Source organism: Arthrobacter sp. CC3, from assembly GCF_039907775.1.
In the GTDB taxonomy this organism is placed as follows: domain Bacteria; phylum Actinomycetota; class Actinomycetes; order Actinomycetales; family Micrococcaceae; genus Arthrobacter.
Window position 1 is genome coordinate 18,609 of sequence record NZ_JARCCY010000044.1, and the last position, 22,073, is coordinate 40,681.

20 protein-coding genes are annotated in these 22,073 nt (G+C 66.2%); 4 read left to right on the forward strand and 16 right to left on the reverse strand.

Features of this window, described 5'->3' with window-relative positions; genetic code table 11:
- The first annotated feature begins 124 nt into the window (after positions 1-124).
- Together PV761_RS20080 and PV761_RS20085 are read left to right on the forward strand one after the other, a co-directional pair.
- Positions 125-1,726 (forward strand): MFS transporter, encoded by a 1,602-nt coding sequence (locus PV761_RS20080; protein ID WP_347899408.1) that lies wholly within the window; start codon positions 125-127, stop codon positions 1,724-1,726.
- Between the two features lie 147 nt (positions 1,727-1,873).
- The gene (locus PV761_RS20085; protein WP_347899409.1) at positions 1,874-2,941 is read left to right on the forward strand and encodes an FUSC family protein; all 1,068 of its coding nucleotides are present in this window, start codon (positions 1,874-1,876) and stop codon (positions 2,939-2,941) included.
- 9 nt (positions 2,942-2,950) lie between these two features.
- Here PV761_RS20085 and PV761_RS20090 read toward each other — a convergent pair whose 3' ends face one another.
- The 9 genes from PV761_RS20090 to PV761_RS20130 all read right to left on the reverse strand — a co-directional run bounded on the left by PV761_RS20090 (position 2,951) and on the right by PV761_RS20130 (position 13,045).
- The gene (locus tag PV761_RS20090) at positions 2,951-3,727 is read right to left on the reverse strand and encodes an SDR family oxidoreductase (RefSeq protein WP_347899410.1); all 777 of its coding nucleotides are present in this window, start codon (positions 3,725-3,727) and stop codon (positions 2,951-2,953) included.
- Between the two features lie 115 nt (positions 3,728-3,842).
- A complete protein-coding gene (locus PV761_RS20095) occupies positions 3,843-5,672 on the reverse strand; it encodes an IucA/IucC family siderophore biosynthesis protein (protein ID WP_347899411.1) in 1,830 nt (609 codons plus the stop codon).
- Positions 5,669-6,262 carry a GNAT family N-acetyltransferase gene (locus PV761_RS20100; RefSeq protein ID WP_347899412.1) on the reverse strand — a complete coding sequence of 198 codons (594 nt, stop codon included), beginning with the start codon at positions 6,260-6,262 and terminating at the stop codon, positions 5,669-5,671. The genes PV761_RS20095 and PV761_RS20100 overlap by 4 nt, the downstream gene beginning before the upstream one ends.
- A complete protein-coding gene (locus PV761_RS20105; RefSeq protein ID WP_347899413.1) occupies positions 6,259-7,668 on the reverse strand; it encodes a lysine N(6)-hydroxylase/L-ornithine N(5)-oxygenase family protein in 1,410 nt (469 codons plus the stop codon). Before PV761_RS20105 ends, PV761_RS20100 begins: the two co-directional genes overlap by 4 nt.
- Positions 7,665-9,248, reverse strand: coding sequence for an aspartate aminotransferase family protein (locus PV761_RS20110; protein WP_347899427.1), 1,584 nt, complete (start codon positions 9,246-9,248; stop codon positions 7,665-7,667). The genes PV761_RS20105 and PV761_RS20110 overlap by 4 nt, the downstream gene beginning before the upstream one ends.
- Positions 9,249-9,456: 208 nt before the next feature.
- On the reverse strand, positions 9,457-9,888 hold the full coding sequence (locus PV761_RS20115) for an ATP-binding protein (protein ID WP_347899414.1): 432 nt from the start codon (positions 9,886-9,888) through the stop codon (positions 9,457-9,459).
- Positions 9,888-10,217: an STAS domain-containing protein gene (locus PV761_RS20120; protein WP_347899415.1), complete on the reverse strand. Its 330-nt coding sequence runs from the start codon at positions 10,215-10,217 to the stop codon at positions 9,888-9,890. Before PV761_RS20120 ends, PV761_RS20115 begins: the two co-directional genes overlap by 1 nt.
- Positions 10,214-12,184 carry a glycosyltransferase family 2 protein gene (locus tag PV761_RS20125; RefSeq protein ID WP_347899416.1) on the reverse strand — a complete coding sequence of 657 codons (1,971 nt, stop codon included), beginning with the start codon at positions 12,182-12,184 and terminating at the stop codon, positions 10,214-10,216. The genes PV761_RS20120 and PV761_RS20125 overlap by 4 nt, the downstream gene beginning before the upstream one ends.
- A 177-nt stretch (positions 12,185-12,361) precedes the next feature.
- Entirely contained in the window at positions 12,362-13,045 is a 684-nt protein-coding gene (locus tag PV761_RS20130) for a hypothetical protein (RefSeq protein ID WP_347899417.1), read from the reverse strand.
- Positions 13,046-13,173: 128 nt separating this feature from the next.
- Between PV761_RS20130 and PV761_RS20135 the strand changes: the two genes are divergently transcribed.
- Positions 13,174-13,911 (forward strand): GAF and ANTAR domain-containing protein, encoded by a 738-nt coding sequence (locus tag PV761_RS20135; RefSeq protein WP_347899418.1) that lies wholly within the window; start codon positions 13,174-13,176, stop codon positions 13,909-13,911.
- A 30-nt stretch (positions 13,912-13,941) separates the two neighbouring features.
- Here PV761_RS20135 and PV761_RS20140 read toward each other — a convergent pair whose 3' ends face one another.
- The 7 genes from PV761_RS20140 to PV761_RS20170 all read right to left on the reverse strand — a co-directional run bounded on the left by PV761_RS20140 (position 13,942) and on the right by PV761_RS20170 (position 21,081).
- Entirely contained in the window at positions 13,942-14,298 is a 357-nt protein-coding gene (locus tag PV761_RS20140; protein WP_347899419.1) for a GNAT family N-acetyltransferase, read from the reverse strand.
- Positions 14,295-15,635, reverse strand: coding sequence for an acyltransferase (locus PV761_RS20145; protein WP_347899420.1), 1,341 nt, complete (start codon positions 15,633-15,635; stop codon positions 14,295-14,297). The genes PV761_RS20140 and PV761_RS20145 overlap by 4 nt, the downstream gene beginning before the upstream one ends.
- Positions 15,636-15,738: 103 nt before the next feature.
- The gene (locus PV761_RS20150; protein WP_347899421.1) at positions 15,739-16,131 is read right to left on the reverse strand and encodes a DUF1304 domain-containing protein; all 393 of its coding nucleotides are present in this window, start codon (positions 16,129-16,131) and stop codon (positions 15,739-15,741) included.
- Positions 16,132-16,173: 42 nt separating this feature from the next.
- Entirely contained in the window at positions 16,174-17,073 is a 900-nt protein-coding gene (locus tag PV761_RS20155) for a class II fructose-bisphosphate aldolase (RefSeq protein WP_347899422.1), read from the reverse strand.
- Positions 17,073-18,539: a GntP family transporter gene (locus tag PV761_RS20160; RefSeq protein ID WP_347899423.1), complete on the reverse strand. Its 1,467-nt coding sequence runs from the start codon at positions 18,537-18,539 to the stop codon at positions 17,073-17,075. Before PV761_RS20160 ends, PV761_RS20155 begins: the two co-directional genes overlap by 1 nt.
- 98 nt (positions 18,540-18,637) lie before the next feature.
- The gene (locus PV761_RS20165) at positions 18,638-19,540 is read right to left on the reverse strand and encodes an NAD(P)-dependent oxidoreductase (RefSeq protein ID WP_347899424.1); all 903 of its coding nucleotides are present in this window, start codon (positions 19,538-19,540) and stop codon (positions 18,638-18,640) included.
- Between the two features lie 29 nt (positions 19,541-19,569).
- The gene (locus PV761_RS20170; protein ID WP_347899425.1) at positions 19,570-21,081 is read right to left on the reverse strand and encodes a four-carbon acid sugar kinase family protein; all 1,512 of its coding nucleotides are present in this window, start codon (positions 21,079-21,081) and stop codon (positions 19,570-19,572) included.
- Positions 21,082-21,233: 152 nt separating this feature from the next.
- Between PV761_RS20170 and PV761_RS20175 the strand changes: the two genes are divergently transcribed.
- Positions 21,234-21,944: a FadR/GntR family transcriptional regulator gene (locus tag PV761_RS20175; RefSeq protein WP_347899426.1), complete on the forward strand. Its 711-nt coding sequence runs from the start codon at positions 21,234-21,236 to the stop codon at positions 21,942-21,944.
- Positions 21,945-22,073: the final 129 nt, after the last annotated feature.

Sequence of the window (22,073 nt, forward strand, 5' to 3'; positions counted from 1 at the left end):
TCTAAACCCCGGATCATACGCCACCGAACTCGGAAACACCATGGAAATCGCGTAAAATTGAAAGCCTGCCCAGAGCGGGGCAGCTACAAGTCGCAAGCAAATGACCTCCATAGGAGAAGCCCAAATGCCCACAGACCGAAGCATGACCGACTCTTCAGCAGGCGCGAACAACGCCCGCGGAACCGATAATATTTTGCCAGGAGTGCCCCCGGGCGCGGCGCCCCAAAGCGCTAAGAAGTCGAGGCTGTTGCCTCGCCGCAGACTCAAAGTCTCCGACGTCAACGTCGTCAACAAGCCGATGCTCAAGAAAGCCCTCGGCGGAACCATCGTGGGCAACACCATGGAATGGTACGACGTCGGCGTGTTCGGCTACCTGATCACCACCATGGGTCCGGTGTTCCTGCCGGAATCCGATCCGTCCACGCAGACGCTGTTCCTGCTGGGCACATTTGCCGCCACTTTCATCGCCCGCCCGCTTGGCGGAGTGATTTTCGGCTGGTTCGGTGACAAAGTGGGCCGCCAGAAGGTCCTGGCAGCAACCCTGATGCTGATGGCGGCAAGTACGTTCGCCATCGGCCTCCTCCCGGGCTACGCGCAGATCGGACTGTGGGCGGCCGCCCTGCTGGTGCTGCTGAAGATCGTGCAGGGCTTCTCCACCGGTGGCGAGTACGCCGGTGCCACCACCTTCGTGAGCGAGTACGCCCCGGACAAGCGCCGCGGATTCTTCGCCAGCTTCCTTGACCTGGGAAGCTACCTCGGCTTTGCCATGGGTGCCGCCCTCGTGTCAGCCCTCCAGCTGACCATGGGCCAGGCTGCCATGGAGGAGTGGGGCTGGCGTATTCCGTTCCTGCTCGCCGGCCCGCTGGGCCTCATCGCGGTGTACTTCAGGAGCAAGATTGAGGAATCCCCGCAGTTCCAGGCAACCCTGGACGCACAGGAAGAGCTCGGCAAGGAAGCAGCCAAGTCCTCTGACGTTGCCGCCAAGGGTCCCGTGGGTGTTGTGAAGGCCAACTGGCGCCCGATTATTGTTGCCATGGTCCTTGTGGCCGCGGCAAACACCGCCGGTTACGCCCTGACGTCCTACATGCCGACGTACCTGACCGACGCCAAGGGCTACGACCCCGTCCACGGCACGCTGCTGACGATCCCCGTGCTAGTGGTCATGAGCCTGTGCATCCCGCTGACCGGCAAGCTCTCGGACCGTATCGGACGCCGTCCGGTCCTGTGGATCGGTGCCGTGAGCACGATCGTGCTGGCCGCGCCTGCCTTCCTCCTGATCGGCGTCGGCGACATCTGGTCGACCCTGGCCGGCCTGTCACTGATCGCATTCCCCGTCACGTTCTATGTGGCAAACCTGGCCTCGGCCCTGCCGGCCCAGTTCCCCACGGCCAGCCGCTACAGCGCCATGGGCATTGCCTACAACTTCTCGGTAGCGATCTTCGGCGGCACCACGCCGTTCATTGTGGCTGCCCTCATCAAGGCGACCGGCAACGACATGATGCCCGCTTACTACCTGATGGCCACCTCGGCCATCGGCGCCGTGGCCATCTACTTCCTGAAGGAATCGGCCAACCGTCCGCTGCCGGGCTCCATGCCCAGCGTGGACACGAAGGCTGAGGCACAGGAGCTCGTGGCCACCCAGGATGAGAACCCGCTGATCAACCTGGATGACATGCCGTTTGAGGACGAGCTGCGCGAAACCGAAAAGGTTCCTGCGAAGGCCTAGCTTTGTAGCCCAGCTGCCCCGCCTACGAGGCCTGCTTTGCACCATGTTCCTTTGTGACAGCGTGCAAAGCAGGCCTTCCGCGCGTCTGGCAGACTTTTTGAGGAAGTGCGCTCGGAACGAACGCACAAAAACCGACCGGAGGTACCTATGGCCCATGTACTCCGGCGGCATCTCCGCGACCTGCATAGCCTCGGCCCGGCCAACAATGATCATTTGGCCGCCCTGCGCGTGGCAGTCAGTGTGGCCGTCCCCTCGTTGGCCCTCCTGGTTTTCGGCCGTCCGGACCTGATCATCTATGCCGTGTTTGGTGCCCTGACCGGGATGTACGGACGGTCCGAACCGCACCAGCTCCGCCTCACCCACCAGGCCCAGGCCGCGCTGGTCCTGCTCAGCGGTGTTGGCGTCGGCATTTTCCTGTCCGTCAACCACCTGCACTCCTGGTGGCTGGTGGGGGTGGAAGCCGTCCTGGCCGGCGTCGGCTCAGTGTTCTCCGATCGGGTGAACCTGAAGCCCAACGGCCCGTTCTTCGGCATCCTGGCCCTCGGCGCCTGCGCCTCAGTCCCCACCACCATTCCCTGGTTTGCGGCGCTGCTCATCGCAGCCGCCTCCGCCGCGTTTTCAATAGCCATTGGATTCGGTGGCTGGGTCCGCGGCCGGCAGTGGCAGCCGGGAGCGGTCCGGTCAGCCGCACCGCTCAGCGGATTGCGGCGACAGGCAGCTGCGGTCCACGCGGCCCGCTATGTCCTCGCAGTGGGAACCGCGGGCTCCATCGGTGTTCTCAGCGGCAGCGGACACCCGCACTGGGCCATGGCCGCCGCCGCGGTTCCCCTGGCCGGAGCTGACCTGCCCAGCAGTGTGCACCGCGGCCTCCACCGCATGGTGGGGACATTCCTCGGGCTGGTGCTGGTCGCCGTCGTGCTCCTTCCGGTGCCGTGGGCGCCGCTGACGTTCTTTCCGGGGGCGGAAGCCGCCGTGCTGGCGCTTCTGGTCATCGCCTTCCAGTTCACTACTGAACTTTTTATGACCAGGCACTACGGCCTCGCCATGGTGTCCTTCACGCCCGTCATCCTGCTGATGACGCAACTTGCCGCCCCGGCGGACCCCTATGTCCTCATCACGGAACGGGCCGTGGAAACCGTGGTGGGCGCGGTGGTGGGCATCCTGGTGATTGTCCTGGTGCGGCGGCGGGCCGTCCGGCTGCAACCGCGCAGCTGAACCCGGGGGTTACTTTGCAGGCCTTTTTGGCGGTCCCGAAGTGAACCGCGCGGGCAGCATCCGGGATACGGCGGCCACCACTTTGTACCGCTTGGTGGGGATGGACACCGCGCGGCCGCGTTCGTTATCCCCGAGGCCCTCGCGGACCACCCGGTCTGCGTGCAACCACAGCCACCGCGGGGCCACGGTTTTGTCCATGCCCATCCGGTCGTGGAATTCGGTGTGGGTCAACCCCGGGCACACGGCCGTGACTTTGACCCCGCTGCCGGCGTAGGCCAGATTGGCCCAGCGGCTGAAGCTCACCAGCCAGGCCTTCGCCGCCGAGTAGCTCCCCCGGTTCGCAAAGGCGGCGACGCTGGCCACGTTGATGATCCTGCCCGACCCGCGCGCCAGCATGCCCGGCAGTGCCGCGTGGCACAGTTCCATGGGCGTCTGGACGTGCAGCCGCAGGTGCCTGCGTTCCTCGTCAATGCTGTTTTGGTCGAAGGATTTCAGTAGCCCGATGCCGGCGTTGTTGACCAGGATCTCCACCGGCCGGGAAGAATCGGAAAGGCGTTCGACGACGGCGGCCACCCCGGCATCGTCGGTCAGGTCCGCGGAGAGCACCTCGGCGGTGATGCTGTAGTTGTTCTCCAGTTCGTGCGCGGCGGCCCGCAGGCGCTCCGCATCGCGTGCAACCAGCACCAGGTGGTGCCCCTGTTCCGCGAGCTGGCGGGCAAACTCGGCGCCAAGGCCCGCCGTCGCGCCGGTGATCAGGGCCGTGGGTCCGGGAACTTGTTCGGTCATGGCAGAAGCCTAGTGGCACGTTGCGCCCGGCGCCTCCCTCAACCGGCGCCGAGATGGCACGTCACGGCAGTCGCTGCGACCACGACTGCCGTGACATGCCATCTCGGTGAACTCCCTAGGCGAATTTCGCCAGCGGGTTCACCAGCCTGCCGGCCATCTGCAGGCCTCCGGACGGGTCCGCGAGGTCCAGCATCTGCTGGTTGTTGCGCAGCTGCAGCCTGTTGAGGCAGGAGAACTGGAAGTCGGGCGCGAACAGGTCGTGCCGGGCAAACTGGTCCGCGAGTTCGGGGTGCTCAGCCTGGTAATCGCGGATGGTCCGGGCCGCGATGCGCCAGAATTCCTCGCCCCGGAGCACGCCGTCTTCCTCGAGGAGGGCGCCGAGGAACCGGAAGATGCAGTCGAACACGTCGGTGAAGATGGCCAGGACCTTCTCGTCGTCGGGAATATCCACCTTGATCCGGGATACGGCGTCCGGCAGTTCGATCCGGTTCCCCATGACCACGATTTCCTCGGCGATGTCCTTCATGACGGCCCGCACGGGCACCCCGTTGTGGAGCACCAGGATCACGTTCTCGCCGTGCGGCATGAACGCCAGTTCGTAGCGGTACAGGCAGTGCACCAGCGGCACGAGGTACGCCTCGAAGTACCGCCGCAGCCACTCGCCGGGTTCCAGTCCGGACTGTTCAATCAGGGCGGAGACCATGGGTGTGCCCGCGGAATCGGTGTGCAGGAGCGAGGCCATGGTGGCAAGTTGCTGCCCCTCCTCCAGAAGCGGCAGCGGGCTTTCGCGCCACAGCGCGGACAGCATCTTCCGGTAGGGCGAATCCTTGGGCGCAGCTTCCTCGTAGTAGCCGTTGTGGTATCCGATCGCCGCCACCTCCCGGATCATGGCCAGCCCGCGGGCCTGCAGGGCCTCATCGCCGCCGATCAGGTCCCGGAGCCAGTCATTGATGGCCGGCGTGGCTTTCATGTACTGCGGGGACAGCCCGCGCATGAACCCCATGTTCAGCACGGACATGGCGGTCTTAACGTACGCCTTTTCCGGGGAGGCGGTGTTGAAGAACGTCCGGATGGACTGCTGGGCCTGGTAGCCGTCCGCCCCGATCCCGAGGTGCACGATGTGCTGCTGGGCGATCTCGGCCGCGAAGGTCACCGTCAGCTTGTTCTCCCACTGCCACGGGTGCACCGGCATCAGGAAATACGCGGCAGGGTCCAGTCCCAGGGCACCGAGCTCGGCATCGAAGTAGGCCAGGGTGCCCGCACCCAGTTCGGCGTCAAGGTGGGCTGCATAGTCCAGGCCCTCGCTGGAAGTGAACACTGCCTTGCTCCGGTGGACCGCGATCCATTCCAGCTGCACGGAAGCACCGGTTTCCGGGGCGAAGGCGCGGTAATCGCTGATGCCGAAACCCAGCCGGCCGTTGTTGGCCACGAAGCAGGGGTGGCCCTCGGTCATGCTGCGCTCAATGGCCTGGAAGTCCGTGGCGACGTCGGCTCCGCCGGTCACGCCTGCCGCCAGTTCCGCGGACGACGGCTGGCCGATCCACTGCTTGTAGGCGTGGCTGGCAAGGGTGCTGCTGATCTCTTCAAGGTAAACCGGGAGCATCTCCGGCCGGATCCCCAGGGTGTCACGGAATTCGGTAATGAACCGGAGCGCATCCAGGGGCGCGTCCTGCCCATCCCGGTTGCAGCTGATCGAAGCAGCGTCGACGGACCAGTGCTCAAGGTGCAGGATCCTGGCGGAGAACCGGTATTCAACTGCGGCGTCGTCGCTGAGCACCCGGTAGTCCCCGGCGCTGGTCCGCTCCGGGCTGAGGATGCGTTCGTGGGAGAACTCGGCGAGCGCCTTGCGGATCAGGTGTCGGTTGGCGACGGCCCAGCGTTCCGGCGTGAGGTGGGTTGCGGCGTTTGCTGCGGTGAGGACGGATTCAAGTTCTGCGGTGGTCAAAGTGACGCTCCCTGGCGGATCGGGGACTGGCGGATCGGGGACTGGCGGATCGGGGATGAATGAAGGGCGGCGCGGGCCGCATGGAAGGCCTCCCGGGTGCAGAAGCTGAGGAGGGCCTGCTTGTCCGGCAGTGCGATCTCCCCCGCGGGCCGGAAACCGAGCCGCTCGTTAAGCACGTGGATTTTGTGGTTCCGGGCGTCGGGCTCCACCACCACGCGCTCCACTTTGTCCTTGGCGAAGAGCCGGTCCAGGACCGTCTCCATCACGGCGGCGGTATAGCCGGGGCGCGGCGTACCGGCCGGCGGTGCCACCAGCAGGTGCATCCCGATGTCCCCCGGCTGCACGGCGTACCGGCCGGCCAGTGGAGAGAAAACCGGAAGGTACTCCTCCATCAGGAAGGCGGGAACGCCGGCGTCGAGCCCCAGCAGCGCGTGGTGATGACCGCTGGACTGGATCTTCCAGTATTCCTGCGCAACGTCCTGCACGGACGCGGACTGCATCCCCCAGAAGGCTGCATAGGGCCGGGTTACCCAGCTGTGCAGGAGGTGCGCGTCGGCGTCGGGGTCGAAGCAGCGGAACGTGAAGCTCATGCGCGCACCCCCGCCGGCACAGGCATGTCCGGCACAGGCATGTCCGGCACGGTCACGGCCGGCGCGGGAACCCCGAACTGCTGGAACGCGATGCTTTGTTCCACGGGGTAGACCCCGCGGCCGGTGATTTCGCGCAGGATGCAGGAGTTGCGGTAGGCGGCCATGCCGAGGTCCGGGGTGACGAAGCCGTGGGTGTGGAGTTCCGCGTTCTGGACGAAGATCTCGCCGGGTTCGACGCCGGTGCTGTAGTTGCGCGCGACGGCGAACCTGCCGCGGCCGTCCCGGGCGATCCGGTCCTGCACGCCGGCGAGGAACTCCGGCTCGCGGTAGCCGTAGCCGGTGGCCAGCACCACGGCTTCGGTGTCCAGCGCATAGTCGGCGCTTTGCTCCTCGTGCCGGAACTCCAGGGTGTGGGTGCCGGAGGCGGGGTCCCACGAGGCCCCGGTAAGGGCGGAGTGCGTCAGCAGCCGGGTATCCACCATCCCGGAGAGGCTCTTGGCATACAGGAGGTCGTAGATGGCGTCGATGAGCTCGGAGTTGATGCCCTTGTACAGGTTCTTCTGGCTCCTGATAAGGCCGTCGCGCCGTTCCTCCGGAAGGCCGTGGAAGTAGTCCACATACTCCGGTGACGTCATCTCCAGGGTGAGCTTGGTGTACTCCAGCGGGAAGAACCGGCCGGACCGCGTGACCCAGTTGAGCTGGTATCTGTGGACGTCGCTCTCCTGCAGCAGCTCATAGTAGATTTCCGCCGCGCTTTGGCCGCTGCCCACGATGGTGATGCTCCGCCGCTTCTGCAGCTCACTCTTCCTCGACAAGTACTCGGCGTTGTGGAGGACCAGTCCTCCGCCATTGGCTGCCGCCTCGACAATTCCGTCGCAGGCCGCGGGGACGTACGGCGACGTCCCGGTGCCCAGCACCAGCCGCCGCGCACGCAGCACCTCCGGACCGGCGGGACCGTGGACGGAGAGCGCGTACACGCCGTCGTCGTACGTGATCTCCCGGACGTCCGTGCCGAACCGCACCGACGGGAGCCGGCCGGCCACCCACTGGCAATACTGGTTGTACTCGGCGCGCAGCGGGTAGAAGTTTTCCCGGATGTAGAAGCGGTAGAGCCGGCCGGTCTGCTTGAGGAAGTTCAGGAACGAATACGGCGACGTGGGGTCGGCCAGCGTCACGAGGTCCGCCATGAACGGGACCTGCAGGTGGGCCGGTTCCAGCATCATCCCGGGGTGCCAGTCGAACGAGTCGCGGCGCTCCAGGAAGACGGCATCCAGTCCGTCGATGGGCTCGGTGAGCGCGGCCAGCCCCAGGTTGAAGGGCCCGACGCCGATTCCGGCGAAGTCGTAAATGCGCCCCTCGCTTGAGGTTCTGGAGCTTGAGGTGCTGGAGGGAGTGGACGTGCTCATGCTGCAGCTTCCTGTCCGGTCAGCAGCGCTTCACCCGTGCGGCGCAGCATGCTGATGATCGTGTTGATGTCTTCCGGAGTGGCCTCGGCGTTCAGCAGGGTGAACTTCAGGTAATGCCGTCCGGCCACCTTCGTTCCGGCAACCACCGCCTCGCCGGAGGCGAATACCGCGGCGCGGATCGCCGGGTTAAGGGTGTCCGCGGCATCCTCATCGAGGCGCGTCCCGTCGGCCAGGAGCGGGCGGTAGCGGAACACGAGGGTGCTGAGCTGGGGTTCGGCAAGGAGCTCGAAGTCGGGATCAGCGGCCAGGGCCTGCCCGGTGCGTGCGGCAAGGTCTATCGCCTCGTCCAGCAGGGCGCCGACGGCGTCCGCGCCCATGATCCGCAGGGTCAGCCAGAGCTTCAGGGCGTCGAAGCGGCGCGTGGTCTGGATGCTCTTGTCCACTTGGTTGGGAATGTCCGCCAGCGCGGCGCTCTCCGGGTTGAGGTAGTCGGCGTAGTAGGTCACGTGCCGCAGCATGGCCCGGTCCCGGACCAGCAGGGCACTGGAGCTCACCGGCTGGAAGAAGGTCTTGTGGAAATCCACGGTGACGGAGTCGGCCAGGCCGATCCCGTCCAGCCGGTGGCCGTAGCGGCCGGAGAGCATCAGGCCGCCGCCGTAAGCGGCATCCACGTGGAACCAGGCGCCGTACGCCCGGGCAAGGGCGGCGATTTCGACGAGCGGGTCCACCGCGCCGAAGTCGGTTGTGCCGGCGGTGCCCACCACTGCGATCGGGACCAGCCCGGCGTCGGCCGTTTGCGCCAGTGCGCCGGCCAGCGCGGCGGGGTCCATCCGATGGTCCCGCCCGTAGGCCACCGGCACGACGGCGTCGTACCCCAGCCCCAGCATGGAGGCCGACTTGCGGATGCTGAAGTGGCTGTCTTCGGAAGCGAAGATCCGCAGCTTCTCCAGCAGGGCGGGAAGCCTGAGGGACGCATTGCCGGGGAGCTTTCGCAGCCCGGTCACGGCATGGTTGCGGGCAATGAGCAGCGCCTGGAAGTTGGACTGGCTGCCGCCGGAGGTGAACACGCCGTCGGCAGCGTCACCCAGGGACAGCCGCTCAGCCGTCCAGTCGATGAGCCTGCGCTCGATCATGGTGGCGCCCGCGCTCTGGTCCCAGGTGTCCATCGACGAATTCACGGCGGACAGGATGCTCTCCCCCACCAGCGCCGGGATCACCACGGGGCAGTTCAGGTGGGCCGCGTACTTCGCGTCATGGAAGTAGACGGCGTCCTGCAGGTACACCTCTTCCAGTTCCGCCAGGGCGGCAGCAGTGTCCGGCAGGGGGTGGTCCAGGTCAACCGCGCCGACGCGCGCCTGAAGTTCGCGGGGTCCGACGCCGGTAAACGGCTTGGTGGTCCGCTCCAGTTTGGTGGCCACGGCGTTGACGCCCTGAAGCACCTGCGCCACGTAACGGGGCGCATTGCGGGAGTTGAAAAGGTGGTTGGTGGCGGCGAGGGCGAGCTCCACCCGGGAGCCGAAATCGTGCCCGCCGGCAGGGGCGGGCAGATCCAGGGGTTTCTCGTCCACACGGGGCGACAGCGTCACAAGGTTTTCCTTTGGTAGGCGTTCGGAGGCGCGCTAACGTAGCAAGGCAAGCCTTACTTAGGTAAACCTTTTAGTCAAACTTTTGTGAGCTAATTATGAAATGGACGGATTTGCGGGGTTATCCCGGCTCAATGGAGCGTCATTGACTGTCGTTCGGGAGGCGTTTGAGGCAGAATTCGCGTTCCGGCTGTGGGTGGCCGGCTCAGTGCGCTGCGGTGGCCGCCGACTTGCGCCGACAGAGCAGTGTCCAGCGGTTCCCGCCGTCCTCCTTGGCGTAGGAAAACTGGTCCAACGCCACCTTGGCCAGGGCAAGTCCGCGCCCGCTCCCGGACATGTCGTCCGGCAGTTCGGCCGCGGTGAGGTCGACGCCGGCGGGCCTGGCGTTGTCCGTGAATTCGGCGAAGAGCCGTTCCGGCTCGCACTCCACGGCCAGGACGAAGCGCACAGGGTCCGTGCCGGCCGGGCGGGAGTGCTCGATGATGTTCGATGCCACCTCGATGAGCGCCGTTTCGAACCTGATGCGGTCCATGGGTTCAATGCCGGGTTCGCCCGCCCAAACGTCCTCGAGCAGCTCATGGATCAGCTCCAGGCTTTCGGGCACCGCGGCGGCGCGCAGGCTGAACTCGCTGCTCATCAATAGGCTCCGTCCACGGAGGAGACCGGCTGCAGCACCCTGTTGAGGTTAGTCATTTCCAGGACCGCCGTGATCTGTGCCGTCGGGTTGGCCAGCCGAAGGTCTCCGCCCGCCTGCCGGGTCTTCTTCAGCCCGGTAATCAGGGCACCCAGGCCGGATGAGTCAATGAAGTCGGTGCCGGCAAGGTCCACCACCAGCCGGACCGTGCCATCGCTGATCAGCGCATCAATGTTGGCGCCGAGGTGCGGTGCTGACACCATGTTGAGCCGGCCCACCGGACGGATCACGCCCACCCCGTTGGCCAGGGTCTCGTTGTTGAATTCGATCATGGATTTCCTTCTTTCTTTTGGGTGCTGTCCAGCCAGGCATCATAGCCGGGGTAGCGGACAGCCTCGATGACCACACTGAAGATCAGCAGGTCGAAGGCTATCCACACAAAGTTGACAGTGCTGCCCAGGAGATCGCCCTGGCCCAGCAACAGCCGGATCACACCCACTCCGGCCGCCAGGACCAGCACAGCCATGGCAATCAGCTGCGGCCGGACCAGGTGCCACGGAAGCCGGCTGCGTGCCTGCAGCGTCTTGGGGGTGACCCGGAAGTCCAGGTCCCGGCCCAGGAAGACGTTCCCGAACGCGGAGGTGACGGATTTGATCCAGGTGGGGAACAGCGCCAGCGAATACTGCTGGCCGCGCCACGTCTTTACCCCGCGTCCCACCACCATGAACAGGATCTGGTTGATCACCAGGAACGGGATGAGCCGGAGGAAGAATTCGTTGCTCAGGGACTGGACCGGCAGGATCCCGAGGGTCAGGTAGATCACGGGGGCGGCGATGTAGGCCACCGCGGCGAACCCGGACAGATAGCTCCACATGGTTGCCAGGTACATCAGCCGTTGGGCCAGGGTGAGCCCCTTTTGCATAAACGGGTTTTCGCGGAACATGACCTGCATGGTGCCCTGGGCCCACCGGAGCCGCTGGGTCAGCATCGAATCGAGGTCCTCGGGGGCCAGTCCGTCGGCCAGCCGTTCGTGGTGGTAGGCCGATTCCCAGCCAAGGGAATGCAGCCGCATGCAGGTGGCCATGTCCTCTGTCACCGAGATCGTGGCCAGCGGCATCACGGCCTGCGCCTCGCCGGCCTTCTCGGCGTTGACGGAATCGATCAGGACGCGGACGGTTTCCACCGCCCCCAGCGGGGACCAGTCGCGCTGGGAGAGCCTGTCCAGTGCAACGTCGTCGACGACGGCGAGGGAACCGTCCGCGTCGATGGTCCGGGACAGCCCCTCAATGGAGTTCAGTTCAGCGTGCAGCGCGGCGAAGTCTTCCGCCACCAGGTTCCGGGCCACGGCATCCACGCGCTCCTGGAACCGGTAGGTGACGTCGGCAATGGCCTGCCCCTCGCTAAGTTCGTGCCGGACCTGCTGCAGGTCCGTCGCCAGGGTGGAGAGCGCGGATGCCAGCCGCTCCTGCCCGGGCCCGAGCTGGCGCCTCGCCTTGGCCACCACCTTGTCCGCCGTCTTGAGCGCCTTGTTCAGTGCCAGCTCTGTTTCCGAGACGTAGCGCATGACCCCCAGCTGCATCAGCGCTTCCCGCCGGATGATGGCGTTCGAACCGCAGAAAAAGGCCGCGTTCCAGCCGTCCTTGCCCTGCTGGATGGGTCCGTAGAACAGCGGTGCCTGGCTGCCCAGCGGATCGTTGGGCGGAACGTTGACAAACACCTGCGGTGTTTGGACCAGGGCCATCCTGCGGTTGTTGAAATAGCCCAGCGTGTTGTCGAGAATCTTCGGGTCCGGCACCTGGTCTGCGTCGAGGATCAGCATGAACTCGCCGTCGGTGGCGAGCAGTGCGTTATTGAGGTTGCCGGCCTTGGCGTGCCGGGGCCGGTTGGCCCAGTCCTCGGACCGGGTGATCCAGCCGATGCCCTCCGCCTCGGCGATGTCCCGCAAGTCGGCGCGGTTGCCGTCATCGAGGATCCAGGTCCTGTGCGGATACGCGATGTTCTTGGCTGCCCGGGCCGTTCCCATAACGAGGTCGAACGGCTCGTTGTAGGTGGTGATGAAAACGTCCACCGTGAGGCCGGCCGGCGGCGGTGGCGGAGTGTCCCGCTGCCTATACCGCCACATAGTGACGCCGAACAGCAGGGAATCGAGCAGGGAGTAGGTCTCCGCCAGGACCAGTGGTACCGCGATCCACCAGGCTTCCCAGTTGATGGAAACCATCCAACGCCAAATGATGTAGTTCAGGCCCAGGATGGCAGTCGCCAAAACAATAAGCCTGATGGTCAGTTGCCGTGGTGTCATGGCCCGGCTGTCCCCCTGGATCCTCGTCCGTTCAGTCAGCCGCCCGGTGAGGACCCGGCTCCGAAGTGAGACCAAGGGAGCGTGGAAGGGCGGACAATCCTGAGTCAGTCCAACCTTATCCGCACGCCCGGAAAAAGGGCTAAGGTGCCTGGCGGACGCTGACGGCGGGCCGGGCCGTCAGCCCGCGGCGATTTCCTCCTGCGACGGGCCTTCGGGCTCCGTCAGGTGCCGTGCATGCAGTTCCTCGGCGGCCAGTTCGTACCAGGTGTGCGCGCCGAAGGAAGGGCTCGGCGTGTCCAAATGACGGTACAGGGCGTCGGCCAGCTTCCCGAGGGCTTCATCCGACAAAGCCCGTACCGTGGAGGCGGGATCCAGGTTCCCTTCTAGGTATTCGGACAGCTCCAGGCCGTCGATGGTGCGCTGTTCCCCGGGCGCTGCCAGTTTTTCGTCGATGTCCAGGCCTGCAGCAGCGTCGGAGTCCAGCAGTGCGTTGATTTCGCTGTCCAGCGTGGCCTCTTCGCCGCCCGCCAGCCCGGCATGCTCCAGGCAGATGGGAACTTCCGCGGGCTCGGCGAGATTGAGGCGGAACGCGTCGGAGCCGCTCGCGCCATGCCCGTTATTCGCGCCGCCCTCAGCCCTGCGTCCGGCGATGTGGCGCAGGTACATCAGGACCTCGGGGTCAAGGTGGGACGCGTTGTGCAGGTCCACCGTGATGTCCTGCTCCGGGGACAGGCGGCGCCCGCGGCGCATGATGTGAAGCAATACGGGGTAGTTGGCCTGGGTCAGGCAGCCCGAGACTTCCAGGGTCACTCGTCCGGGATCAATGTCCACACGGACCAGCACACGCAGTTTATGGTTCAAGGGTTCTCCCACAGAGACATCCAAGAGCCAGCTTCATAACTCACCTAAACCATACGAAATTGTTGACCGGGCCACAAGCCGCCCTCCGCGCCGGGTCTTACACTTCCCACCGGACCTAGACTTGGAGGATGGATGAGATCAAGCTGGACGCATCCGTGGCCGAACAGCTGCAGGATCTGGTCATCAACAGCGACGACGTTAACGGTTTCCTCGCGGAGCTTTGTGAGCTTTCAGCTGCCGCCCTCTCACGCGCCCTTGGCCGGGATGTTTCCTGCGCCGTGACCCTGAGCCGGCACCACAGAACCACAACGGCGGCCTGGAGCAACCCTGCGGCCCGCCTTTTCGACGAGATCCAGCACGGCTTCGGCGAAGGCCCGTGCCTCCACGCCATGACGACGGGCACCACGGTACTGGTGCGGGACACCCGCACGGACCCCCGCTGGCCGGAATACGGCCACGCCATTGCCTCCATGGGGCAGTTCAGCGTGCTCGGAGTACCGCTGACGCTTGACGCCGGCGCTGCCGCTGCACTGAACGTTTTTGGTGCGGCCCCGGACATCTTCGACGCCGCCGCGGTCCGGAAAGCCGAACAGTTTGCCGCCCAGGCCGAGAAGGCGCTCCGCCTTGCGGTAAGAATCGGCATGCAGCAAAAGCTGGCCGCGGACCTGCGGGCGGCCATGGAGTCCCGCACCGCCATCGACCTTGCAGCCGGCATCATCATGGGCCAGAACCGGTGTTCGCAGGCGGAAGCGATGTCCATCCTCACCAAGGCTTCCAGCGGCCGGAACCTGAAGCTTCGTGACGTGGCGGAAAAGCTCGTGGCATCGTTCGCCCCGGAGGCGCCGGCCACGCACTTCGACGACTAAGCCTGCCCTTCCCCAGGCGGGGGCCCAACGCTAGGACGCGGTTATTTGGTCCGTGGGCGGCTGCTCGGGCCAGTCGATGAACTGTTCGTAGGCGTCGTGCTTCTTCAAGTAGGCGTAGATGAAGGGGCAATGCGGGATGATCCGCTTCCCTGCGGACACCACGTCATCGAGGGCGAAATGGGCCAGCACCTTTGCCAGCCCCTGTCCCTTGAATTCCGCCGCCGTGTCGGTGTGGATGAAGTCCACATGCCCGGGTCTGTCCACGAAGCGCGACTCGACCGCCAGCTTCCCGCCGACACGCAGTTCGTAGCGGTGCAGGTCATCATTCCGGATGGTGGTGACGTCCGGACTGAACGTGTCTTCGCTGGATACGGTGTTCTCCGTCATGGTTCGACATTGGCACTTAAAGGCGCCTGTGGCAATGGTCCGCTACGGCCTCCCGGCGTGGCTGGACGCGGCGGAATCCGGCCGAGCAGGAGAACCGCCAGGGCGAAGCACGCCGCTCCCCCGCCCAGCAGGGCGAGCGTCAGCCCGTTGAGCGCCGCGTCGGCCACCGGCACAAAAACGACGACGACGGCGGTCACCACCGCGGCGGGAGACCGGCGGCGGGAGTGGACAGACGCCGTCGGACGTTCTTCCAGCCGCCCGAACACTGCCAGCACCGGGAGCAGGAGCGCGATGACGCCGAGCAGGACCAGCGGACGCGACCACCACCATGCTGCGGTCCCGGCCGACGGCTTGGGGAAATCGGTCAGCAGAAGCAGCCCGGACATGGCTGCCAGCAGCGGCAGGTGCCACAGGTAGACGGTCATGGCGTGCCGTCCGGCCAGCCCCACCACGGCCCGGACCCACCGCGCCGACGCAACACCCATGAGCACCGGCCGGGCGAGCTGGAGCGCCGCAGCCTGGGCCGCTCCAAGCAGCAGCAGGCAGAAGTTGGGCGGGTTCAAGTTCACCAGCATGTTGCCGCGGTACAGCCCCAGGCCCGTCACCAACCCCAGCAGGAGGTTGCTGGCGATGATAATGCCTAAAAGTGTGGAGGCTCGGGTCTTCTCCCGGGGCGCGTCGGCGAGCACGAACCCCAGCTGCTGGACGGCGCACCAGAGGAACAGGATGTTGGCGTACGCCAGCAGCGGCAGGGTACCGCGGAAGCAGTCGACTGCCACCACGAGCGCGGTTAATCCAGCCAGTGACAGCAAGGGGGAACGGTCATGGAGCGCCGCCAGCAGGGGGATGTTCAGCTGGGCCGCCAGGTACGCCGCCAGGAACCAGAGCGGCATTCCGGCGCCGGTGACGATCAGTTCCACCACCTGTGGTTCCACGCCGGACAGGCGGGCCGCCCACAGCCCGGCGAACATCACGGCCAGCAGGGCGGCGGCCGGCCGGATCAGGCGCAACAGCCGGGCCTGGGCGAACTCCAGTCCGCTGCCGCCGCGCGCCTTGAGCCGCCGCCAGGACTGCAGCCCGGTGATGCCGCCGGCCACGAAAAACAGCGGCATCACCATGAAGATCCAGATGATGGGCTCGAACCAGTCCTGCAGCGCGAGCGTGTTTTCGGTGGTCACTGTGCCGTCAGGGTGGAGTACCGGGCTGACCATCATGGTGTGTCCCACCACTACCAGTGCCAGGCAGAAGAAGCGGACAAGGTCGATCACGGTGTCGCGGTCCGGTGCGGGCACAACCTGCCCGGCGCCTGCCTGCTGCGGCTGCTGCGGACCACCCATTGCGCTCCCTACCGAGGCGGAACGATTCCCTGCGTACTGTCCATTGTCCGCCGGGCGTCCGTCAAGGACCAGAAGCTACGCCGGGCGGCGCATCGGAGCGGGCTTAGCCGAGCAGCAGCCCCAGGAGGCCGAGCACCACGGCGAGCAGCGGCGTCGTGCCTTGCGTGGCGGCCGCGCGGAGGTACTTCCGCCCGGTCAGGGCGAGGACGGCGGCCGCCAGCAGCATGGAACCGCAGGACGCGAAGATGAGGGTCCAGCCGACCACCGGCTGGCCGAGGATGACCGCGCCCGCGCCGATGAGCGCGCCGACGGCCAGGAACAGGTTGTAGAAGCCCTGGTTGTAGGCCAGCGGACGGGTGGTTTCGGCGTCGGCCTGTGAGGCGACGCCGAAGCGCTTCCAGGTGGCCGGCCGGGTCCAGGTGACGGACTCCATCGTGAAGATGTAGACATGCAGCAGGGCAGCGACAAACGCGAAAACGAGGGAGGCCGGGATCATGGCTCGATCCTAGCCTCCCCCGTTGGGAGTTTTACCGTTCCGCTACTTCATGAGGGTGGACAGGGCGCCGGTGGCGAAGTCCCTGGCCGAGGCGTTCCACTTCCCGAGGAGTCCCTGGAGGTTCTCGCCGTCGGCGCGGTGGGGACCGGTTTCGGCTTCCAGCGTGGCCAGCACACCGGTGCGGAGTTCGGTGTTGAAGTTCACCTTGCCCACGTTCATGGCGGCGGCCTTGACCAGCTCTTCGGCCGGGATTCCGGACGCACCGTGCAGCACCAGCGGGATGTGGGTCCGCACGGCGATGTCCTGCAGCACGTCCCACCGCAGCTGCGGCTCCCCCTTGTACCTGCCGTGCACATTGCCCACGGCCACGGCCAGCAACTGGGCGCCGGTGCGGGCCACGAAGTCCTCCACCTGGGCGGAGTCGGTCAGCCCGGCGGTGCCGGCATCCGCGCCTGTGGCGACGCTGCCGTCCGTCAACGGGCCCGAGGCGTCCGCACCAAAGGCACGGTCCTCGTCACCGGCGAGCCCGCCCAGTTCCGCTTCGATCACGACGTCGGCATGGCCCTGCGCCGCCAGCACGGCCCGCGCCTCGCGGACCCGGGCGATGTTGTCCTCATAGGGCAACGACGAACCGTCTGCTAAGACCGAGTCCGCCCCCGCTGCGACGGCGTCGGCGATCACCCGAAGATCGGAGGCGTGGTCCAGCTGCACGGCAATCGGGACGCTGGCGGAGTCGGCCAGGCCGCGGAGCGCGGTGATGAGGCGCAGCCCGTTCGGGGTTGCGGCGGTCTTGGGAGCCACCAGCAGGATGGCTCCGCGGCCGGCCTCTTCCGCTGCCTCCACCACGGCCAGGGCTGTGGTGAAGTCGTAGCAGGTGAAGGCCGGCACGGCGGCGCCCTGCTGCAGGGCCGAAACCACCAGGTGGTCGAGTCGGGCTCGCATCAGGCGCTCAGGCCTCCCACCAGGATCCAGGCGACGAAGGTCAGGGCGAAGCCGGCCAGGCCCAGGATGGTGGTCAGAACGGTCCAAGTGCGGAGGCCGTCGGACACGGTGAGGCCGTAGTACCGGACCACGGTCCAGAAGCCGGCGTCAGTCACGTGGGACAGGCCCAAAGATCCGAAGCCGATGGCGATGACCAGTACGGCGATCTGGGCGGGCGTGTAGCCGCCTTCAGCCACGGCCGAGGTGAGCAGGCCCGCAGTGGTGACGATGGCCACGGTTGCGGAGCCCTGCGCTGCACGGAGCGCCAGGGAAATGATGAAGCCGAGGACGATCAGCGGCAGGCCCAGGTGGTCCAGGGTCTGCGAGAGGGCCGCGCCGATGCCTGAGGTGCGCAGGACTTCGCCGAACACACCGCCGGCGGCAACCACCATCAGGATGGAGGCGATGGGAGGCAGTGCGCCTTCGAAGATCTCGCCGGTTTCGCGCAGCGACCAGTTGCGGCGGACCGCCAGCAGGAAGAACGACAGGCCAACTGCCACGAGCAGGGCAAGGAACGGGTTGCCGACGAACGCGGCCACGCCGTACCAGAAGTTGTCCTTGCTGATGGTCAGGGTGCCCACAGTGCCCAGGAGGATCTGCACGATGGGTGCGGCGATGAGGAAGATGATCAGGCCGGGCCGCGGCGGAGCAACAGCCTGGGCGCCGGGGCCGTCGTGGCCAACGTGCACCAGGGAAGCGGAACCGAACTCGTCAACCTGTGCTTTGACGCTGGGGAGGAGCTCGTATTCCTTGCGGTTCATGATGCTGGCAACCCAGTAGGAGAGGAACCCGAGGGGGATGCAGATGAGCAGGGAGATCAGCGTGATGAGCCCGATGTCGGCTCCGAAGACGCCTGCCCCGGCGACGATGCCTGGGTGCGGCGGCACGGCGACGTGGATGGACAGCATGATGCCGGCCATGGGCAGGCCGAACTTCACCGGGTGGACCTTGGCGATCTTGGCGAACGCGTAGACGATCGGGACCAGGACGATCACGCCAACCTCGAAGAACACCGGAATGGCCACCAGGAAGCCGACGGCGGTGAGTGCCACTGCCACGCGCTTGGCACCGAGCTTCGCGGTGAAGTGGGAGGCCAGCGACTGGACGCCACCGGACACCTCGATCATCCGGCCCAGGATGGCGCCGAGGGCGATCAGCAGTGCGACCTTTCCCATGGTGCCGCCCACGCCGGTGGCCACGACGGTGAAGACGTCCTTCAGCGGAATCTGCGATGCGATGGCCACGAGGATGCTGACGGTGAGCAGGGCCACGAAGGCCTGGATCTTGAAGCGGATGATCATGACCAGCAGGAGTGCGATGCCGAGAGCGGCGATGGTCAGCAGCAGCGGAGTGCCCAGCTCCACGGCCGGCTTGATGGCGGGGGCATCAGCGGCCCGCACCATCAAGGAGTTCATCAGGGGGTTCATGGGGAATTGTCTCCTTTGACGTCGCCGGCAACGCCTGGCGAGGTGGTTCGACGACGACGACGGAGGGGGGACCGCCGTCGTCGGGCTCTAGTTGGGGATTATGCGGTGCGCTTCGTGGGGGCGACAACCTTGATGACGGCGGAATCGTCCGCCGCGGCGAGGCCCTGGGCCTGGCCCAGGAGGTACAGCTGCTCGGCCGCGGCGGCAACGGGGGCGGCCAGGCCGGCGGCACGGGTGGCCTTGCCCACGATGCCCATGTCCTTGACGAAGATGTCCAGGCGGCTCAGCACCTCGGCACCTTCCTCGTTGTAGGCCTCCAGGATGCGCGGGCCGCGGTTGGAAAGCATGAACGAACCCGCTGCACCGGCTTCGAGGGCCTTGAGGGTCTTCTCCTGGTCCAGGCCGAGGGCGTCGGCCAGGGCCAGGGCTTCGGCGGCTGCAGCGATGTGGACGCCGCAGAGCAGCTGGTTGACGGTCTTGAGCGCCTGGCCGTCGCCGGGCTTGTCGCCCACCACGGTGAGGGTGGAGGCCAGCAGTTCCAGGGCCGGGCGGGCCTTTTCCCGGGCCTCGGGAGAGGCGCCCACCACGATCAGCAGGTCGCCTTCACCGGCGCGCTTCGGGCCGCCGGAAAGCGGAGCATCGACGAGTTCGACGCCGTATTCGGCCAGGCGGTCCACGGTGGCGGGTATGGCGTCGGTGCCCACGGTGCTGCCGAGGATCACGACGGCGCCCGGCTTGAGCACGGAGGCCACGCCGTTCTCGCCGAAGAGGACATCGTTGAGCTGCTCGCCGTTGCGGACTGCCAGAAGGAGCGCGTCGGCGCCTTCGGAAGCCTCGCGGGCGGAGGCGAAGGTCTTGATGCCTGCTGCCGCAGCGAGCTCCAGGCGGGCTTCGGCGATGTCGAAACCGTGGACGGTCAGCTCGGACGCGAGGCGGGTGGCCATGGGCAGGCCCATGGCGCCAAGGCCTAGGACGGTGATGGTGTAGTTGCTGCTGGTCATGGTGTTCTCCATTGAAATTATGTCGGGATTCAGAAGGTGTTGCTGAGCTTGCGCGTAACGTCCGCGAGGGACTGGTCGTCGCCCACATTGCCGGCGAAGACGATGTACGGGATGCCCTTGGCGGGGCCGTCCACCGGCTCCCATAGGCTGACGATGCCCGGGAGCATGGGGCCGCGGACGATCGCGTGGCGGATTTCCAGGCCGTGCGCGGCGACGTCCGAGGACGTGATGCCGCCCTTGGCGATCACAAAACGCGGCGGGAAGGTCTTGAGCGTGCGGTTCACGACGGCGACGACGGCGGCGGACACCGTGCGTGCGATCCGCAGGCTTTCGGCGGCGTCGTCCGTCTTGATCAGGAGGCGGCTGGTGTGCACGATGACGTCGCCGGTGCGCAGCGACTCCACCACCGCGTCCACCGTCTCGTCCAGGTAGCTGCCGGCGCTATCGCCAAGAAGCTTCTCGACGTCGATCTCCACGATGCGTGCCGCGCTGTGCTGTTCAGTGAGTGCCTTGAGCTGGCGGGTGGTGACACCGACGTGGGAGCCCACCACGATGAGCCCGCCGGCTTCAGACGGGGTGTTGCCGGCATAGGCCTCTTCGCCGGTGAGCTGGGCGCGGATTTCCTGGCCGATGCGGCCACGGACGAAGGGCGGACCCACGCGGTAGAGCAGCTTCTTGCCACGGCGTTCTGCTTCTTCCAGGCCGAGGGCCAGGGCACGGAAGTCATTCTCGGTGACGATGTCGGCCACAATCGGCGTGGAATCGGTGGCGGATTCGATGGCGTCCGCAATGGCCTTGGCGGAGATGGCCGGGTCCGCAGCGGCAGCACCGGCACGGATGATGTTGAGGTCCAGGACAATCACGGAGTCAGCGGCGAACCGGCCCTGCGACTTCTCCTCGACGTACTTGGCCATTTCGGAGTTGGCGAACCCGAAGCTTGCGTCCCTGGCGAATTCAGTCTCGGCCACGGGGGTGAGCGTGCCCGCCTCCGCCCCGGTGCCGCGCATGTAATGCACACCGCCGATGGTGACGCGGCCGGCGTCGGGGAATGCCGGAACGATCACTACGCCGTCGGTGCCCTCGCCGGTCTCGGCGGCGACAGTGGCTGCAATGACGTCAGGTTCCAGCGGGTAGTGGCCGCGGAGGGTGGAGTCGCTGCGACTGACGAAACCGAGGCGCAGTGCTTCTCCGCCCGCGGGGCCGGCTGTGTTCCCGGCTGCGGCCAGCGCGTTGCGGACGATTTCTTCGTTCCGTGCCGCGGCCTCAGCCGGATCCAGGCTACGGGTGTTGGTCAGGACGTAGACGGCGGACTTGAGGTTGTTTTCCCGGATGTGGGAGAAGGCCCAGGTGAAGTCGGCAACGTCCCAGCGGGTGAGCACGGGCAGGTCCGCAACGGACTGCGTGCCGGTGGGGTCGTCGTCGAGCACTACAAGCACGCGGGGGGAGGCTGCCGAAGACGCCGCTACAGCGTCGGCAACCAGCTCAGCGGGAATCTGGACCTCTGCCGGGAAGGCTGCCAGTACATCTGCTTCAAGGGGCACTTTGCACTCCGTTGTGTATGAAATCTCTGCTGCGGTTAGGTATTTGTAAGATGTCAGACATCTAACATTTGAATGCTAGTGTGGCACAAGGCACAGGGACGCGCAAGTAGACTTGTCGGACAAATCGTCGCTCACCGCTGAACGGGGGAAAATTGGCACGTAAATCACTGGTCGGCGTGGTGGCCGATGAGCTCCTCGACCGGATCATTGCCGGCGAGTTTCCCCCGGGCTCCAGCGTCCCGGGGGAGCTGGAGCTCAGCGCGAAGCATGAGGTCAGCCGGATGACCGTGCGGGAAGCCATGAAGACGCTGGAGGCGCAGCGCATCCTGAGTGTGGAGCGCGGGCGGGGCACATTCGTCAACCCGCTCAACCGCTGGGCATCCCTCGAAGCAGTGCTCCGCGCGGCGTCAGAGGGCGTGAATGATGCCTCCGCCGCCATCCAGCTGATTGAACTCCGCAGGATGCTGGAAACGGGCGCATGCGAACTGGCGGCGAGCCGCATCAGCGACGCGGACATCGGGATTCTGCATGGCTACGTGGCCGCCATGCGCAAGGCGCATGACTCCGACGATTTGCCGGGTTTCGTGGAAGCCGACCTCGCATTCCACGACGTCATCCTCCGCGCCTCCGAGAACGTTTTTGTCGCCGTCCTGTTTGAGCCGCTGCACCGCGTGCTGGAGAAGCGCCGGACCGAAACGTCCAAGTTCCGGGAGATCCAGGAGCATGCCATCGGCCACCACAGGACCATTGCCGAGGCACTTGAATCGCGGGACGCCGCACGCTCCCGCAGCGCCATGGACGCGCACATGCAGCAGACGCTCGATGACCTGAAGTCATACGTGCTTGAGGCGAAGCCGGCCTAGTACTACAGTCGCGTTTATGGGGTGTGTCCGCGGGTTTTGTAATGACTATGTCGTGCGCGGTGTTGGTGTTTTCGTCGCCAGGTTGAGTGTTCCAGGACTTGTTTGGGGCTGGTAGTGCGGTGCCAGACG